The 16,618-nt window shown below is 41.7% G+C and carries 19 protein-coding genes; 9 read left to right on the top strand and 10 right to left on the bottom strand.

The genetic code is table 11. The features are described from left to right. Positions 1 to 3 precede the first annotated feature (3 nt). Positions 4 to 1,350: a saccharopine dehydrogenase C-terminal domain-containing protein gene (locus ACOQON_RS03505; protein WP_420577537.1), complete on the top strand. Its 1,347-nt coding sequence runs from the start codon at positions 4 to 6 to the stop codon at positions 1,348 to 1,350. Positions 1,351 to 1,352: 2 nt separating this feature from the next. On the opposite strand, the gene ACOQON_RS03500 is transcribed toward ACOQON_RS03505, so the two are convergent. The 3 genes from ACOQON_RS03500 to ACOQON_RS03490 are packed head-to-tail and all read right to left on the bottom strand — an operon-like array spanning position 1,353 to position 3,041. After that, a complete protein-coding gene (locus tag ACOQON_RS03500) occupies positions 1,353 to 1,982 on the bottom strand; it encodes a hypothetical protein (protein ID WP_420577536.1) in 630 nt (209 codons plus the stop codon). 37 nt (positions 1,983 to 2,019) lie between these two features. Beyond that, complete coding sequence (gene rnhA / locus ACOQON_RS03495) at positions 2,020 to 2,475, bottom strand: ribonuclease HI (RefSeq protein WP_420577535.1); 456 nt, start codon at positions 2,473 to 2,475, stop codon at positions 2,020 to 2,022. After that, entirely contained in the window at positions 2,472 to 3,041 is a 570-nt protein-coding gene (locus ACOQON_RS03490; RefSeq protein ID WP_420577534.1) for a MarC family protein, read from the bottom strand. The genes rnhA and ACOQON_RS03490 overlap by 4 nt, the downstream gene beginning before the upstream one ends. Positions 3,042 to 3,219: 178 nt before the next feature. Between ACOQON_RS03490 and ACOQON_RS03485 the strand changes: the two genes are divergently transcribed. The 3 genes from ACOQON_RS03485 (at position 3,220) to ACOQON_RS03475 (ending at position 6,243) form a co-directional block, all read left to right on the top strand. After that, on the top strand, positions 3,220 to 4,530 hold the full coding sequence (locus tag ACOQON_RS03485) for a hypothetical protein (RefSeq protein WP_420577533.1): 1,311 nt from the start codon (positions 3,220 to 3,222) through the stop codon (positions 4,528 to 4,530). A gap of 69 nt (positions 4,531 to 4,599) precedes the next feature. Then, positions 4,600 to 5,508, top strand: a complete 909-nt coding sequence (locus tag ACOQON_RS03480) for an MBL fold metallo-hydrolase (protein ID WP_420577532.1) — start codon at positions 4,600 to 4,602, stop codon at positions 5,506 to 5,508. A gap of 126 nt (positions 5,509 to 5,634) precedes the next feature. After that, a complete protein-coding gene (locus ACOQON_RS03475) occupies positions 5,635 to 6,243 on the top strand; it encodes a hypothetical protein (RefSeq protein WP_420577531.1) in 609 nt (202 codons plus the stop codon). Here ACOQON_RS03475 and murA read toward each other — a convergent pair. The 6 genes from murA to ACOQON_RS03445 all read right to left on the bottom strand — a co-directional run bounded on the left by murA (position 6,240) and on the right by ACOQON_RS03445 (position 10,984). Beyond that, entirely contained in the window at positions 6,240 to 7,547 is a 1,308-nt protein-coding gene (gene murA / locus ACOQON_RS03470) for a UDP-N-acetylglucosamine 1-carboxyvinyltransferase (RefSeq protein ID WP_420577530.1), read from the bottom strand. The two genes, ACOQON_RS03475 and murA, sit on opposite strands and share 4 nt — an antisense overlap. Before the next feature lie 100 nt (positions 7,548 to 7,647). Next, the gene (locus tag ACOQON_RS03465) at positions 7,648 to 8,331 is read right to left on the bottom strand and encodes a DUF4290 domain-containing protein (protein ID WP_420577529.1); all 684 of its coding nucleotides are present in this window, start codon (positions 8,329 to 8,331) and stop codon (positions 7,648 to 7,650) included. A 40-nt stretch (positions 8,332 to 8,371) separates the two neighbouring features. Beyond that, the gene (locus ACOQON_RS03460) at positions 8,372 to 8,800 is read right to left on the bottom strand and encodes a DUF5362 family protein (RefSeq protein WP_420577528.1); all 429 of its coding nucleotides are present in this window, start codon (positions 8,798 to 8,800) and stop codon (positions 8,372 to 8,374) included. Positions 8,801 to 8,805: 5 nt separating this feature from the next. Next, complete coding sequence (locus ACOQON_RS03455) at positions 8,806 to 9,225, bottom strand: RidA family protein (protein ID WP_420577527.1); 420 nt, start codon at positions 9,223 to 9,225, stop codon at positions 8,806 to 8,808. A gap of 47 nt (positions 9,226 to 9,272) precedes the next feature. Continuing rightward, positions 9,273 to 9,605, bottom strand: coding sequence for an endonuclease domain-containing protein (locus ACOQON_RS03450; RefSeq protein WP_420577526.1), 333 nt, complete (start codon positions 9,603 to 9,605; stop codon positions 9,273 to 9,275). A gap of 89 nt (positions 9,606 to 9,694) precedes the next feature. Continuing rightward, entirely contained in the window at positions 9,695 to 10,984 is a 1,290-nt protein-coding gene (locus ACOQON_RS03445; RefSeq protein WP_420577525.1) for an aminopeptidase P family protein, read from the bottom strand. 38 nt (positions 10,985 to 11,022) lie between these two features. Between ACOQON_RS03445 and ACOQON_RS03440 the strand changes: the two genes are divergently transcribed. Then, on the top strand, positions 11,023 to 12,204 hold the full coding sequence (locus ACOQON_RS03440) for a S8 family serine peptidase (protein ID WP_420577524.1): 1,182 nt from the start codon (positions 11,023 to 11,025) through the stop codon (positions 12,202 to 12,204). 27 nt (positions 12,205 to 12,231) lie between these two features. Here the strand turns inward: ACOQON_RS03440 and ACOQON_RS03435 are convergent, their stop codons facing one another. Next, entirely contained in the window at positions 12,232 to 12,825 is a 594-nt protein-coding gene (locus tag ACOQON_RS03435) for a DUF2179 domain-containing protein (RefSeq protein WP_420577523.1), read from the bottom strand. A 131-nt stretch (positions 12,826 to 12,956) separates the two neighbouring features. Between ACOQON_RS03435 and ACOQON_RS03430 the strand changes: the two genes are divergently transcribed. The 4 genes from ACOQON_RS03430 to ACOQON_RS03415 all read left to right on the top strand — a co-directional run bounded on the left by ACOQON_RS03430 (position 12,957) and on the right by ACOQON_RS03415 (position 16,599). After that, the gene (locus ACOQON_RS03430; protein ID WP_420577522.1) at positions 12,957 to 13,286 is read left to right on the top strand and encodes a YciI family protein; all 330 of its coding nucleotides are present in this window, start codon (positions 12,957 to 12,959) and stop codon (positions 13,284 to 13,286) included. Positions 13,287 to 13,368: 82 nt separating this feature from the next. After that, positions 13,369 to 14,598: an RNA polymerase sigma factor gene (locus ACOQON_RS03425; RefSeq protein ID WP_420577521.1), complete on the top strand. Its 1,230-nt coding sequence runs from the start codon at positions 13,369 to 13,371 to the stop codon at positions 14,596 to 14,598. Positions 14,599 to 14,675: 77 nt separating this feature from the next. Continuing rightward, the gene (locus ACOQON_RS03420) at positions 14,676 to 15,215 is read left to right on the top strand and encodes a DUF4136 domain-containing protein (protein WP_420577520.1); all 540 of its coding nucleotides are present in this window, start codon (positions 14,676 to 14,678) and stop codon (positions 15,213 to 15,215) included. Positions 15,216 to 15,360: 145 nt separating this feature from the next. Further along, entirely contained in the window at positions 15,361 to 16,599 is a 1,239-nt protein-coding gene (locus ACOQON_RS03415) for a M16 family metallopeptidase (protein WP_420577519.1), read from the top strand. The last annotated feature ends 19 nt before the right edge of the window (positions 16,600 to 16,618 follow it).

The following is a 16,618-nucleotide window of genomic DNA, read 5'->3' as shown; positions in this document are numbered from 1 at the left end:
CGGATGCAACACATCCTGATCATTGGTGCGGGCAAATCATCTACTGCACTTATCAATTACTTGTTAGAAAACGCTGAAAAAGAACAGTGGCATGTCACTATTGCAGAAAAAGATGTGGCACTGGCAGAATCTAAGATAAAAGGTAACAAACAGGCCAAAGCAGTTCCTTTCGATGTATTTGATGCTGAACTACTTACCAACCTAGTAAAAGAGAATGACTTGGTCATCTCTATGCTACCGGCCTCATTACACATTCATGTTGCCAGAAAATGCGCAGAGTTTAAAAAACACTTTTTAACGGCTTCCTACCTCACAGAAGAAATCAAAACGCTCAATGGTCAGTTTGAAAATGCAGGGAAGATGATGATCATGGAAATGGGACTTGATCCGGGAATTGATCATATGTCTGCGATGAAAGTATTGAATGAACTACGTGAGAAGGGTCATGAGCTCACAGGATTTGAAACCTTTACCGGTGGACTGGTAGCAGAAGAATCAGTAGGTGACAACCCGTGGAAATATAAGTTTACCTGGAATCCTAGAAATGTCGTGTTAGCTGGTCAGGGAACCTGTAAATTCATTCAGGAAGGTCGATACAAATACATTCCCTATCAAAAATTATTCAGAAGAACAGAAGCCATCTATATTCCCGACCATGGATACTTTGAGGGATATGCAAACAGGGATTCTCTGGCCTACCTTGATGTTTATAACTTAAGAGGAATCAAAACACTTTATCGTGGTACACTGAGAAGACCTGGCTATTGTGCTGCCTGGGATGTCTTTGTACAATTAGGCGCGACTGATGATACGTATCAAATGGAGAATGTGTCAGAAATGACACATAGGCAGTTCATCAATTCCTTCTTGTCTTACAATCCACAAGATTCTGTTGAACTAAAACTGGCTCACTATTTAAGTCTGGATCTGGATAATGGCATTATGTTCAAACTCAAATGGCTGGGTATGTTTGATGATGAGCCGGTTGGGCTTAATCAGGGTACTCCTGCCCAGATTCTGGAGCACATCCTGAAGAAGAAGTGGACACTCAAGCCTCAGGATAAAGACATGATTGTGATGTGGCATAAATTCAATTTCATCGATAATGGAAAGCCTCGTCAGGTCGAGTCAAGCATGGTAGCAATGGGGGATGATAATATAAATACTGCCATGTCTAAAACAGTCGGCCTACCGTTGGCAATTGCTGCTAAAATGGTCTTAACAGGTAAAATCGACTTGACCGGGGTGCATGTACCCACCAAAAAGGAAATTTACGAGCCTGTACTTGAAGAACTATCCAATACAGGATTGAAATTCACCGAAAGAGAAGTTGAACCGATTTTGTATTAACTCTACTTTATGACATGAGCCTTGACTACAGAGTCAATCTCTGCCATCACAATATCGATCTCTGAAATGTCATTCTCCAAATGCTGGTCTATAAGATTTTGCAGATGACTGGCAATACGGATTTCATCTTCCTTTTGCTGTCCTCTCGCAAAACGAATGGAATTTTGTAGATGATCCATGGCATGATGAATGGTAATTCGTGCTTCCTCCTTTTTGCCCTCGCGAACAAACTGCTCAGATACTCTTAGTGAAGCAAAAGCAAGGGAGTTCATTGCATCAGCAAAAGCTTCATACATCAGATCATTATTGATGTCCTCATCCTTAATATGCTTTTCTACTGTCTGCAAATCATAAATGGCAATTTCTATTGCCTGAGTACTGATGCTATCTCCATCCTCCTCCAATAGTTTCATCATTTTAATGGCATCTTCCAAAAACTTGATGGCCGTCAAGGATTTATGGTCCTGCAAAGTCCGATCTGCGGTATTCATCAGTAAGTCCGGCTCTGTGGCTAAATCTGTCAAATTAGGATTCTCCATTTTTTTATCCCTTTGGATTTTAAAATAGATAACCATCGAACCAATCACGATCGCTGCGAAGAGAAAATAAAAGATGCCTTTATTGAAGTTCATTATTTATGAAATCTAATCCGGTACTAAAATAAGCGTTTTACGAGCTTGCAGCCTCAAAAGCTGCATCTACTTTCAATTTTTTTCGTTCAGCAGCCTCTACAGCCAGTTGATCACATCGTTCGTTCTCCGGATGACCCGCATGACCCTTCACCCACTTAAAGCGAACATCATGAGGTGCAGAAGCCTTCAGGTATCGTTCCCAGAGATCCCGATTCTTCTTCCCTTTAAAATCTTTTACAACCCAGCCTTTCAACCAACCCTTTGTCACCGCATCCACAACATACTTACTGTCAGATACAACCAACACCTTCCACCCCGGCTTTTTAATGGCTTCTAATCCAACAATCACAGCTAACAGCTCCATGCGGTTATTGGTTGTCATTCGAAACCCATCGGAAAGCTCCTTTTCCTTATCCCCATACCTTAAGATAGTACCATATCCACCCGGGCCCGGATTCCCTTTTGCCGCACCATCCGTAAATATTGTAATCATGCGAGCAGGTGATTTTTGAAGATCTTAATAGAAATGGCAAGTAATACAATACCAAATACTTTTCTCAGGATGTTAAACCCTGCCTTTCCAATTTTACGCTCCAACCATCCGCAGGTTTTTAGCACCACATAAACGAAAATCAGGTTGACGACAATTCCTACCAGAATATTGTATGTAGAAAATTCAGCTTTTAAGGAAACCAGGGTAGTCATGGTGCCAGCTCCGGCTATCAATGGAAAAGCCAAGGGAACAACTGAAGCACTTTTCATCTCTTCAGGATCCGACTTAAAAAACTGCCTTCCCAGAATCATTTCCATGCCTAAAATAAACATAACAATGGCCCCTGCCACGGCAAAGGAATTAATGTCAATGCCAAACAGTTTAAGAATACTTTCACCCAAATAGAGGAAAATAACCATGATCACACCGGAAACAATGGTCGCCTTTTCTGACTGTACATGACCGAATTTTTTCCGTAAATCAATGATGATAGGTACACTTCCCAGAATATCGATAACAGAGAAGAGAATAAGCGAAACACTGATTATTTCTTTAAAATTGAACATCGGTATGTTTTATTTGGGTGATATTTAACACAAAACTAATGTGATTGACACCCGTATTGGCATAAAAAATTATTCATTTTGCAAACATTTTTAACGGCTATCACATTAGGACTAAATGGCATTGTTTTCGCAGGATAATTCTAAATAGAAAGGCAAATCAAAATATAATTCTCAGGACATGATTAAATCGACACTTGTAGCGCTGATGGCGCTAATATCTACTTTATCCATTGCCCAGGACGGATGGAACTGGCCCGATGACCCCAATATGAAGAGTCAGGCAATGGAAAAGCAGGCTTACTACAAGATACTTATCGCTCAAAGCAATTTTGAAGAAGCGATGAAGCCACTGAACTGGTTGTACAAAAACAACCCTAACCTCAACCCCTCTATCTACATTCAGGGGGTTGACTGTCTGGAAAAGGTTATAAAGAAAACCACTGATAAAGCCAGGAAGGAGCGACTTCAGGATTCTTTGTTGTGGATGTATGATCAGCGAATTGAGTATTTCGATAATGACGCAGCGACTATGGATCGAAAAGCTTACGAAGCATTTAGACTCTATTACAAAACCCCTTCCAAGTATCCTATGCTTGCTGATCTTTACGAAAAGGCATACGAAATGAATGGTCCGGAAATATCCACGTTTAATCTGAACACCTATATGTTGCTGGCTAAGAATTTCCACCAGATCAATCCGGAAAAAATGCCTGCCGAAAAAGTGCTGGACATCCATACCCAAATTTCCGACATCATCGATCAGAAACTTAAAAATGGAGAGAACTCTGAAAAACTAGAGAAAGAACAGGCGAAGACAGATGCCTGGCTTAGTTCAATACCGGGTATTTTGAGCTGTGAGTTTATTGAGGAGAAGCTGGTTCCAAAGTTCAGAGAAAACCCTGACGATTTAAATACAGCTAAAAAGATCTTCAAATATTCAGTAGAGGCAAAATGCACAGATCAACCGTATTTCCTTGAGGCTAGTGAGCCGGTATTTAAGGAGCAACCTTCTTTTATCCTTGCCAGTGCTATTGGTAACAAGTACCTGGCACTTGGCGAAACAAACAAAGGACTTCAATACCATGAAGAAGCAGAAAAATTGGCAACATCAAATGCAGAAAAATTTGATGCTTTGATGGGCCAGGCTGTTGCAAATAGTAAGCTTGGAAATAAATCTCGATCGAGAACATTGGCTTATGAAGCATTGAGTGCTAAGCCCGGCAGCTCAGAAGCTTACAATCTGATCGGTAACCTATACTTCACGAGCTACGAAGATTGCAGAGGAGACGAAAGCATTGTAATGGATAGAGGGGTGTTTCTTGCCGCATATAAAATGTATGAAAAAGCAGGCAATAGCAAGCAAATGGCAGCTTCAAAAGAACAATTCCCTTCAATAGAAGAAATCTTTAATGAAGGAATGGAGGAAGGTCAGAGCATTACTGTAGGATGCTGGATCAATGAAAGTGTAAAGCTCCAACGAAGAGATTAATGTTCAAAACATTAAAATGAATCAATAAAGCCCTGCTGGTTAGCGGGGCTTTTTTTTAGTTTTATACAAATGAAACACCTGATTTCCTCACTTTTCCTCCTTACTTTTTTTACTGTCAAATCGCAACACATTATTGTATTAGGAGTTGCTCAGGATGGTGGCTTCCCACATATCGGATGTCAAAATGAATGCGTGAAAGCCCATAGAAACAGTAATGATGCACGCTACATTACATCGTTAGCTCTTGTCGATCCGGATAACAGGCAGTGGTGGCTGTTTGAAGCAACACCCGATATGGATAAACAGCTTCAGTACTTTCGAGACTTGACCGATGGTGACTATCCGTATTTACCAGCTGGAATATTTGTGACACATGCACACATCGGGCATTACACAGGCTTGATGTTTTTAGGGAAAGAAGCACTTGGCGCGAAAGACATAAAAGTGTACGCATTACCAAAAATGATAGATTTTCTGAAAACCAATGGTCCTTGGAGTCAGCTTGTTGAACTAAACAACATTGAACCAATATCGCTAAGCACCCTTCCGTTTGAACTGACTCCAGGAATAAAGATTGAAGCTTTTACGGTCCCGCATCGGGATGAATTCTCTGAAACAGCCGGTTTCAAAATCATCACCAACAGAAATAGCTTCCTGTTTATCCCCGACATTGACAAGTGGCATAAATGGGATCGGGATATTGTTGAAATGATTAAAGACCCTAATCTTGATTACGCCTTTCTGGATGCCACCTTCTATGATGCTGGTGAACTTCCAAATCGTCCCATCAATGAGGTGCCCCACCCTTTTGTATCAGAAACCATGCAGCTTTTGAGTGGAGAATCCAGGAGTTTGAAAAATAAGATTCAGTTCATTCATTTGAATCACACCAATCCACTCCTCTTCAATCGCAGAAAAAAGATTGAAGTACTTAAAGAAGGGTTTGGTATCGCAGAACAGGGTACAGCTTACAAATAAAGATGACTTGATCTCGTTATAACGATAGACTTTTAACCCAAAATCAAAAAGATAATCATCATACTCCTGGTTTTCCCCTTTTGCGTCCTGGCACAATACGAGGTGCTGGAAGCAAAGAAAGTAAGAATGTATACTAGAGAAAAAGTTCGAAAGGGAGACTTTCTATCGCAAAACGATACAATTTCAATTTCCGAAAAAGGGTATCTCACATTAGATGTTGAGTCTGCCATGCACATGAAACTTGCTCCGGGTAGATACATCGTGGGCGAGCAAAGCAAACGTCACAATAAGTGGTACGACACACACCTTGCACTCACGAAAGAGTTAAAACGAAAGGGGATGATCATGTGCAAATTCAAGTACAAAACACTTGTGGTACCTGGTAGTGATAGGCATTATGAAATAGATAGAATTGAGCTTGATCAAAAAGGGTTAGTAACCATTAATAGCGATACAGCCTCGTTATCAATTAGTTGGGCCAATCCTGAATATAAATATAAAGGCGGGTACCATTTAGTGATCAGAGACTTTTACAACAATGGCTTCATAGACATCATAGAAATCGAAGCTGGTGAAAGCACGCTCACATTTTATCCCGGCAGTTACGGGCATAAGCACATGTACTACAATATAATAGCTGATAATTGCAGGGCAAGCTTGAGATATAAAATACAGGTGAATAGTCCGAATGCCTATAAATTCAGTGAAACCAACTATATGGATCCGAACAATTAGTTAACCCGCTCAATCTTTGCTCCAAGGGCATTCAGCCGATCATCAATGAACTGATATCCACGGTCAATCTGATCAATGTTATGGATCATGCTCACTCCCTCTGCCGACATGGCTGCAATCAAAAGCGAAACCCCAGCCCTAATGTCGGGTGAAGTCATCGTGATCGCACGCAAAGGATAAGCCCGATCCAAGCCGATTACAGTGGCTCGATGTGGATCACATAGAATGATCTGAGCACCCATGTCAATCAATTTATCCACGAAGAACAAACGGCTTTCAAACATTTTTTGATGGATTAACACGGTTCCTCGTGCCTGTGTGGCTGTAACTAAAATCACACTCAGTAAATCAGGAGTTAATCCGGGCCATATTGCATCAGCTATAGTCAGAATGGATCCGTCAATATAGGATTCGATTTCATAATGTTCCTGGGCTGGGATATGGATATCATCTCCATTAAAGTCCATTTTTATACCCAGACGCTTAAATGTGTCAGGAATTATTCCAAGCTCCTTGATTCGCGCATCTTTAATAGTGAGATCGGAATTGGTCATAGCTGCCATCCCGATAAAACTGCCCACTTCAATCATATCCGGAAGCAAGGTATGTTCCGTCCCTTTCAGAGATTTCACTCCTTCAATCCGAAGCAGGTTTGATCCAACACCCTCGATATTTGCCCCCATCCGGATCAACATTTTACAGAGCTGTTGAATATATGGTTCGCATGCCGCATTATAAATAGTCGTCAGACCTTCAGCCATTACAGCTGCCATAATGATGTTGGCCGTTCCTGTCACGGATGCCTCATCCAGAAGCATATAAGCTCCTTTTAGGTTTCGACCATCCACCGTATAGAATGAAGCTTTTGAGTCGTAGTTGAATTTAGCACCAAGCTTTTCAAAACCCACAAAATGAGTATCCAATCGCCTTCTTCCAATTTTATCCCCTCCGGGTTTTGGCATTTTTCCCGTTCCAAATCGCGCCAGTAAAGGACCAAGGATCATAATAGATCCTCTTAGAGAAGCTGCTTTATCTTTAAAGTCGAGTGTATCAAGAAAGTCAAGATTTACATTGGCAGCCTTAAACGTATAGGATTCACCTCCATTTTTTGAGACTTCCACACCCATATCCTGAAGCAAATCTATGAGCTTCAGTACATCACGGATTTGAGGAATTTTATGGATGACTACCTCCTGATCAGTAAGCAGTACTGCCGAGATAATCTGGAGTGCCTCGTTTTTAGCTCCCTGAGGAATGATTTCACCATTAAGCTGGTGACCGCCTTCTACCCGAAAAGATGACATCTTTGATTTGAAAATTTGATGATTCTATAATTATCCGATTGGGCAACTAAGCTATCGAAACCATCTTCAAATCAAAAAATCTTCAAATCAAAAAATTGAATTAATTTCTTCGACGGTTGTTACCTCTTGCACCCTGATTGTTATTGCGACGACCTTTACCGCCTTGATTGTTACGTCGACCTTTACTTGGACCTCCTCCTTTACGGCTGGAGTGTTTTTTCTCTGAATCAAACAATCCAAGTTCCTTTACAGTCTCAATATCTATATCCAATTGATCATTGGAAAGTCGTTTGATATTTTTTAGGATTTGCTCGTCTTCAATGCTTTCCTTGTTCCATGTCTGGAAGAAACTTTTCATCAATCGGCCGATGGCTACCACTGCACCCTCTTTCTCCTTTGGGTCTTCCATGGCTACTGCCTGATCAATCAACATTTCCACGCCTCTTCCATAATGGCGATACTTGATCTCATTAGAGTAATACTGTAAACGCTCGGGCTTACGATCTAAAACAGAGGCATCAGGTTTTGGAAAAGGGCCTTCTATGTCCAACTCAAAATTGGAAATGATATGCAAATCGTCCCATACTTTCTGATCACTCTCATTGTTCTTTCCTAAATCAGGATTGATCAGTTTCATTAGCTCCACCAAAGTGGCTGCTTTTTTATTTCGCTCTTCCTGATCTTTTATTGTTTTTAAATGTGCAACAAGATTTTGCACATTCCTTCCGTACTCTCTCAATTTCAGCTGTGCACGCTGTGTATTGTATTCTAATGATCTTTCCATAATAATATTAAGCCTCAAAAATAGGTAATTCAGGGTTAGATTATAGCATTCCCCCCATAACGCTTCCCATAATAGCGAAAAGTATGATCAATGCATAGAGTGCAAGAACTACAATTGTCAAAACACCCATAAACAGGAAAAGCCTTCTTAGATTATTGTATGCGTCGGAACAACTTTCCTGATCGCTTGAATTAATACCCCTTTTCAGCTGGGTGCTAAACCGCAGCAAATACAGCGATGGGAATATATATAATAACGAAAAGAGGATATAAATAAATCCAACACCTCCACCAATTCCCGGGTAAACCTCATCAAAAGCGCCCCCTGCTCCCCCGATCATAATCAAGCCAAACAGCACAACCATTCCGCTCATTATAAGCCCAATGATAGCAAGGAATTTTCCCCACTTGACTGCCTCTAACAAATTGGTTTTATCGGATTCTGTCAATACGAGATTAGTTTCTTCCATCTTTTCTATTTGATTGTTGCGATGCATTTCAACTCAATAGCTATAGGTGTCGGAAGAGAACTAATCTCCACTGTTGTTCGACATGGCTGATTGTCTTTGAAGTATTCAGCATAAATTTTATTGTACGTTTTAAAATCATCTTTCATATTGGTAAGAAAAACGGTAACATCCACCAGATCTTCCCAACCTGAACCTGATGCTTCCAAAATCAGTCGAACATTCTTGAACACAGAGTGACATTGCTCTGCAATATCATAACTAATGATCTCTCCATTTTCATCCAGTTCTACTCCAGGAATTTTCTTTGTTCCTCGTTCACGTGGACCCACTCCTGATAGAAATAGAAGGTTCCCAACTTTTCTTGCATGTGGGTATAACCCCACCGGTTCCGGTGCTTTATCTGAATCGAATTTTGTACTAGTCATATGATGATTTTTTTTAATACACCCCTATAGTCCCCTCAAGGGGACAATTATCGAGCAACTTTTTGCAAGTATTCTATAATTTGATTTAATACCCAATTGATATCTTTTTTAACATCAAGGTCGTCAAAAACTAAAACTGTGACTCCCTCCTCATTAAGTCTCATCAATCGACGATTATCATAACTCACCTTCCACTCGTGACTTAATCCATTAATCTCGATTGCAAGAGATCGTTCATGGCAGTAAAAGTCAACGATATAATCTAAAAGTGGAACCTGACGATGAAACTGCACACCTAATTGTCTTTTTCTTATTTCTTGCCATAATAGTACTTCTGATAAAGTACTGTCCTTTCGAAGCTGTCGAGCCTTCTCTTTCAAATCCTTTCTGTACGGTATTATCTTATTTTTAGGCAATCCTACCTCATATGCATTACCAATTCCTCCCTTGAGGGAGGTTAGGTGGGTGTCTAACCGTTCATTATCTCCTCAATTTCCTCTGCCTCTATTGGAATATTTCTCATCAAATTGTGATGTCCATCCTCTGTGATGACTATATCATCCTCGATTCGACAGCCGATATTTTCCTCAGGAATGTAAATGCCCGGTTCTACAGTAAACACCATTCCCGGCTCAAATACTTTATAGATGGAGGCCACATCGTGTACATCCAGTCCAATGTGATGTGAAGTGCCATGCATAAAATACTTTTTGTAAGCTGGCCAGTCCGGATCTTCATTCTTGATGTCGGTTTTGTCCAGCAATCCTAAGTCCAAAAGCTCCTTCTCCATCAATTTGCCCACCTCTGCATGATACTCAGGAATTCGATTTCCCGGCTTCAACAATTCAGTCGCTGCATTCTTCACTCGTAAAACCGCATCATACACTTTTCGCTGGCGATCAGTATACCTTCCATTAACGGGGATTGTACGCGTCATATCCGAGTTGTAATTGCCATACTCTGCCCCTACATCCATCAATAGCACATCACCATCTTTCAGCTCTTGATTGTTATCCAAGTAATGGAGTACACAAGAATTTGCCCCACCACCCACGATCGGCTCGTAAGCGAATCCCTTCGAGCGATTGCGCACAAACTCATGCAAGTATTCCGCCTCCACTTCATACTCCATCACTCCCGGCTTCACAAACTCTAAAATTCTCCTAAACCCTTTTTCCGTGATATTGCAGGCTTGCTGCATCACATCAATTTCAAACTGAGACTTGATACATCTCAAATCCTGAAGAATCGGAAACAACCGCTCATATTCATACAGGGGATATTTTTCTCTGCATTCCTTTACAAAGCGAGCGTTGCGGGTTTCTACCTCGCTTGCATTACGAATGTGCTCATTGCTATCCAGATAGATATGATCACACTCTGCCAGAATCGTGTAAAAAGCTTTTTCAAATTCAGCGGTCCATTTGATGTTTTTAATCCCTGAAGTCTGTGTGCCCTCGTTTTTGGTTAGTTTATGTCCTTCCCAAACGGCAATTTCTTCATTTGTCTCTCGTAGAAACAGAATTTCCCGCATCTTTTCATCCGGAAAATCAGGCGCAATCAATACAATGGACTCTTCCTGATCTACCCCTGTGAGCCAAAACAGATTACTGTTTTGCATAAACTTCATTGTGCCATCTGCATTGGTGGGCATAATATCGTTGGCATGCACGATCGCCACGGATCGTGGCTTCATTTGCTTGGCAAGCTTTTCCCGATTCTGAATAAATAACTGATTATCAATTGGATCGTATCTCATAGATTATCTTCGTTCTGATTAATAAAATCGATTGGGTGATGAGATGGCTAAAATTAGCATTTCTTTTTCTCTCTACTCCGCTATTCGGGCAGCAATTAAGCTTTGCATTGGAGCAAATCAATGGTCAGGCAATCATTGATGCAGGACTCACAGGTAAGGGTGTTAAAGTTGGGATCATCGACGGAGGTTTTTTGCGTGCAGATAAAAGCGAATCACTAAGGCATTTGTTTGAAAGTGGGCTGGTAGTCGGATATAAAGATTATCTCGACCCGGAAGCTGCTCACTACTCGGGAAGTGCTGGCTTTGATGATGCACACGGCACGGAGGTCTGGGAGCTGATTGCGGGATACAGCCAAGAGAAGAAAGTACAATATGGATTGGCCACAGGTGCCATCTTTTATCTGGCTCGCACCGACCATGGAGGCTATGAGCGCAGACAGGAGGAGAAATATGCCATCGAGGCGATTGAGTGGATGGCTAAAGAAGGAGTGAAAATCATCAACATCTCACTGGGATACAATTTTGGCTTCAACGATAAACGGGAAAACTACCAACCGGAACAAATGGATGGAAAAAGCACCATCCTCACTCAAGCTGTTGGTCGATATTCTGACGAGTATGGAATCTTGTTCATCGTAGCTGCTGGCAATGACGGCAATCACAGATGGGAGGTGGTTGGCTCTCCGGGGGATGCCAAAAGTGCACTTACGGTAGGAGCTACAAAATTCAAAGTGTGGGATGAGATGAAATACAGCTCCAAAGGACCTGAATGGCTGGATTACGTAAAACCTGAAATTTCTTGCTACTCGACGCTCGGCACATCCTTTACTGCGCCAGTTATTACCGGGTTGGCTGCATGCTTATTGGAAAAAGACTCTACACTGACAACCGAAGAACTTAAACGTATAATTATCAAATCCGGAAATCTTGAGCGACCAAATAACTGGATTGGGTACGGCGTACCTGATGCATCTCAGGTTTTAAGTAGAAATAAAAATGATTCATCCACCATCATTGATGCGGATAAAAACAGCCACCAGCTAGTGTTAGAAAAGCCCTCTATCTACCTCTCTGTTTACCACAAAGACGGCTGGAAAGTACTTAAGAAAGAAATCATCAGAAAGAAAAAGACAAAGATCAAAATCAAGCGAAAAGAAGAAGCCACCTCAAGCACGGTGATTTGGGAAGGAGGAAGTTTGGAGGTGGTGTGGAGAAGGTAATCTTCAATCCAAGTATCCACAATTCCCCTATCTATTTCCCCCCAACCTGAAAATCCTCCTCGAAAAGCCACGATCGTCCACTAACTCACCGTCACCTACTTTCTTTACACCTTCTACTGTATAGAGCGCCTGAGGATTATGCTTCTTAATTGCTTCTATGATCACTGGCAAGCGCTCTCGCTTCATGACCGTAAAAAGTACGTTTACCGGTCCGTCACCGGATTCACCTTCAAGGCTGGTGAATCGCATGTGTTTCTCTCTGAAAAATCCGATGAGCTCATCTGCAGGTTTAGCCGTAATCACTCGCACCACAACATTCCCAATCGCTAAACGCTCCTCAATCATCATTCCAACAAAAATTCCCATGGCATAGCCACCAGCGTAAGCCAGAAATGTTTGCCAGCTTCCCATGTTTTGAAAAATCTGACTGATGGCCAATAACCAAATAGCCGCCTCGAAGAATCCAAGAATCGTCGCAATGTACTTGCGACTGTGGAGCATGAAAATGATGCGAAGCGTATTGATCGATACATCGCAGATACGCGCAAAAAAGATGAAGAGGGGAATGACCACATAGTTTAGCAACTCCGGGTCAATATCAAGCATTTCAGAAAGATTCATGATGTAAAGTTATCTCCTCCCCCAACCCCCTCCAAAGGGGGAAAGTTAATTATCAATCACTCATTGTCCATTCTCAATTATGTACTTCGTCTTAGGGGAAATATTTATCTTAACTAAACACAACTAAAACTATGAAAAAGTATTTGTACGTATTTCGGGGCGGTGATGAAGAGTGGACAAATCAATCACCAGAACAAATTCAGGCCCATATGCAGTTATGGGGAGAATGGATGGCAAAAGTAAAAGCGGAAGGTTACCCGCTTCAACCTGAAGGAAAAGTAGTCGGTAAAGGTGGTGAGATCATTACTGATGGACCTTTTACTGAAGGAAAAGAGGTAGTAGGCGGCTATGTATATCTGGATGCCAGAGACATGGATCATGCCGTGGAGCTCTCCAAAGGCTGCCCAATTTTTGAAGTTGGAGGGACTACCGAAGTGAGGGAGATTATTACTGATTTCTAATTTAATAAAATCATCACGAACGAGCTGAAGTGATCTCAAAAATGAGATTGCTTCGCTTTGCTCGCAATGACGTCACATCAATATGCAAACCTCTCAGCTCGTCGATCACTTTTTCCGGACGGAATATGGTAAGGCGGTATCGTACCTCACCAGCAAGTTTGGTGCGTCCAATTTGGAGCTGGCAGAGGATAGTGTTCAGGAGTCTCTGATCAAAGCCATGCAAACCTGGCCTTATTCACAAATTCCTGATAATCCAACCGGTTGGATTTTGCGTGTGGCGCGAAACAAGATGATTGATCAGCTGAGGAGAGATCAGAAAACCAATAATCAGGAAGTACCGGAAAGAGCAGAAGGAATGAAGGAAGATCTATCTCTGGAATCAATCAACGATGATATGGTGCGGATGATGTTTGCGTGCTGCCACCCTTCTCTCAGTCAGGAATACCAAATCATTTTGACACTGAAAATTCTGGGTGGCCTTTCTGTGCGTGAAATCTCCAGCTCATTGCTGAAAAAAGAAGAAACAGTAGCCAAAGCCTATACCAGGGCAAAGAAGAAATTCAAGAAAGAGGAAATAAAGTTGAACCTTCCTTCTGCTGACGAAATCGAAAAAAGATTGGATATTGTCCTTAAAATCATCTATCTCCTTTTCAATGAAGGGTACAAGTCAGCTGAGGGAGACAACCTGATCCGTCAGGATTTGTGTGAAGATGCTATTCGATTGAATGGGGTGTTGCTTGAGAGTGAAATTTGTGACACACCCTCCACGAATGCGCTAATGGCCCTCATGCACTTTCACGCTTCCCGATTTTCAGCTCGGGTAGATGAAGAAGGGAATGTGATTTCGCTGGAAGATCAGGATCGGTCAAGGTGGGATCAGCAATTGATTCAACAAGGGCTGAATTACCTGAATAATGCTTCAGAAAATGGGTCAATGAATGAGTACCTGATTCAGGCAGCCATCAGCGCTAACCATTGCCAGGCTGCCACTTTTAAGGAAACAGACTGGAAAAATATCCTTTCACTGTATGACCTTCAACTTCAGCTCTCTCCTACCCCCATTGTGGAGTTGAATCGGGTGGTGGCTCTGGAGAAAGTACATGGCCCACTTCTTGGTCTTAAAGAAATCGAACGATTGGAAGCAACACAGTTTTTTGAGGAGTATTACCTCTTCTATGCGATCAAGAGTGAAATGCTGAAAAAAATGGGAAGTATGGAAGATGCAAGAACAGCACTTGAAAGAGCTGTTCTCTTAGCCAAAAATGAGCGAGAGAAAGTGTATTTGCTATCCAAATTAGAAATGATGGATTGATAAAATTCACACCTCAGTCTGACACCTATCAGATTCATTGATCCATCAATTATTGACCTTGCATCAAAATTAAACGCATGAAAAAGGTCATTTTCTTTCTTTCTGTTTTTGTATTCTCAGCCTGTGCGGTTACTGTGAAGACGTACCAGAAGCCCTATCAATCATTTGATGACTTTCAAACCTGGTGTTGGCTGGAGGGCTGTGAAGTCACTTATCAGGGACCTGACTATCTATATGATAAAAAAGTGGTGGATGAAATCGCTAATGCTATTGCTTTTAATATGTATGAAAAGGGGTACCAGCAAGGTGATGATACATCTGATTTGATGGTCAACTTTTTCATGGTCATCGAGGAAGATTCTGCTGAGGTAGGAAACTTCAATGGATTTTATGACGGTACCTATCAAGGAGAACGGGAATGGCTAACGATGCTCTACCCGGAGTATCAAAAGTTCCTGAAAGGCAGCTTGGTAATCGATGTGATTGATCGTGAGAATTCAGAGCTGGTTTGGCGATCAAATGCAGTAAAATACATGGAGATGAACCCGATCTACGACAAACAAGAGATTTGGAGAGGAGTGTCTAAAGCGATGAAGAAGCTGCCGGGGAAGGAGTGAATCAACCTCCCTTTATCCCTCCTTTTAAAGAAACTTCTTTACATCCCCCTCACTCTCTTCCAAGGGGGAATTATGCAATTTAAAATAGCCATACTTGAAACTTTAGACTTACAACTAAAAACTTAAGCTCTACCTTTGCACCCCCATGAGCAAGAAGGAATACGAGCTGATAGAATTGCCGAACGGCATAAGAGTCATCCACCAGGAAGTCCCACAAACCAAAATTGCCCATGTAGGCATCATGCTGGACATAGGCAGCCGCGATGAAACGCCTGAAGAACAAGGACTTGCACACTTCTTGGAACATATGGCTTTCAAGGGAACAGCCAAGCGAAATTCCTACCACATCATCAACAGGCTGGAATCGTTGGGAGGGGAACTAAACGCCTATACGACCAAAGAAAAGATCTGTTTCTATGCGACGCTGCTAGATATTCATTTGGATAAAGCAGTAGAGCTGCTCGCAGACATCACATTCAATTCTACTTTCCCTGAAAAGCAAATTGAAAAGGAGCGCTCGGTGATTTTAGAGGAGATGAGCATGTATCGGGATACCCCGGAAGATGCCATAGGAGATGAGTTTGATGAACAGCTCTTTCCCAATCACTCGCTCGGAAAAAATATTCTCGGAACAGAAGAAACGGTCCGATCTTTTCATCAGGGTGACTTTCGTTCCTTCTTAGACCGCAACCTGAACACAGAAAAAATCATCCTCTCAAGTGTAGGTAATTACTCAGCAAAAAAAATCGAGCGACTGGCAAATAAATACCTGAAAGAGATTCCGCATAAGAACCATACACCAGCACGGAATTGGTTTAGTGGATATGTACCCTCCAAAAAGGAAATCAGGAAACCAATTACGCAAGCGCATTTTGCCATCGGGATGCCATCTTTGAGCATTAAAGACGAAAATCGCATTCCTTTTTTCTTTTTGGTAAACTTACTTGGAGGACCAAGCATGAGCTCTCGCCTCAACTTGAGTCTGAGAGAAAAACACGGTTTGGTATACGGAGTAGATGCCCACTATGCGCCATACCTGGAGACTGGTCAGTTTGCTATCTATTTCGCCACAGACCCAAAAAACTTAAAAAAGAGCCAGCGGATCATTCTAAAGGAAATCGAAGCTCTGAAAAAAAAGCCGCTTGGAAGCATGCAATTACACAAGGCCAAAAACCAGATCAAAGGACAAATGGCATTATCGGAAGAAAATAAAAACGCCATGATGCTGATGATGGCTAAAAGTCAGCTGGATCTGAACAAAATACCAGACATTAATAGTGTTTTTGAAACAATCGATAACATCACAGCCAGCGATATTCAGGAATTAGCTACTCGCTATCTTCCTACAGAACAGATGAGTGCCTTGACATATCTGCCGGAATAATCATATCTTTATATCATGC

The organism is Ekhidna sp. (assembly GCF_965221965.1).
Taxonomy (GTDB): domain Bacteria; phylum Bacteroidota; class Bacteroidia; order Cytophagales; family Cyclobacteriaceae; genus Ekhidna.
This window is presented reverse-complemented; position numbering and strand designations above follow the sequence as displayed.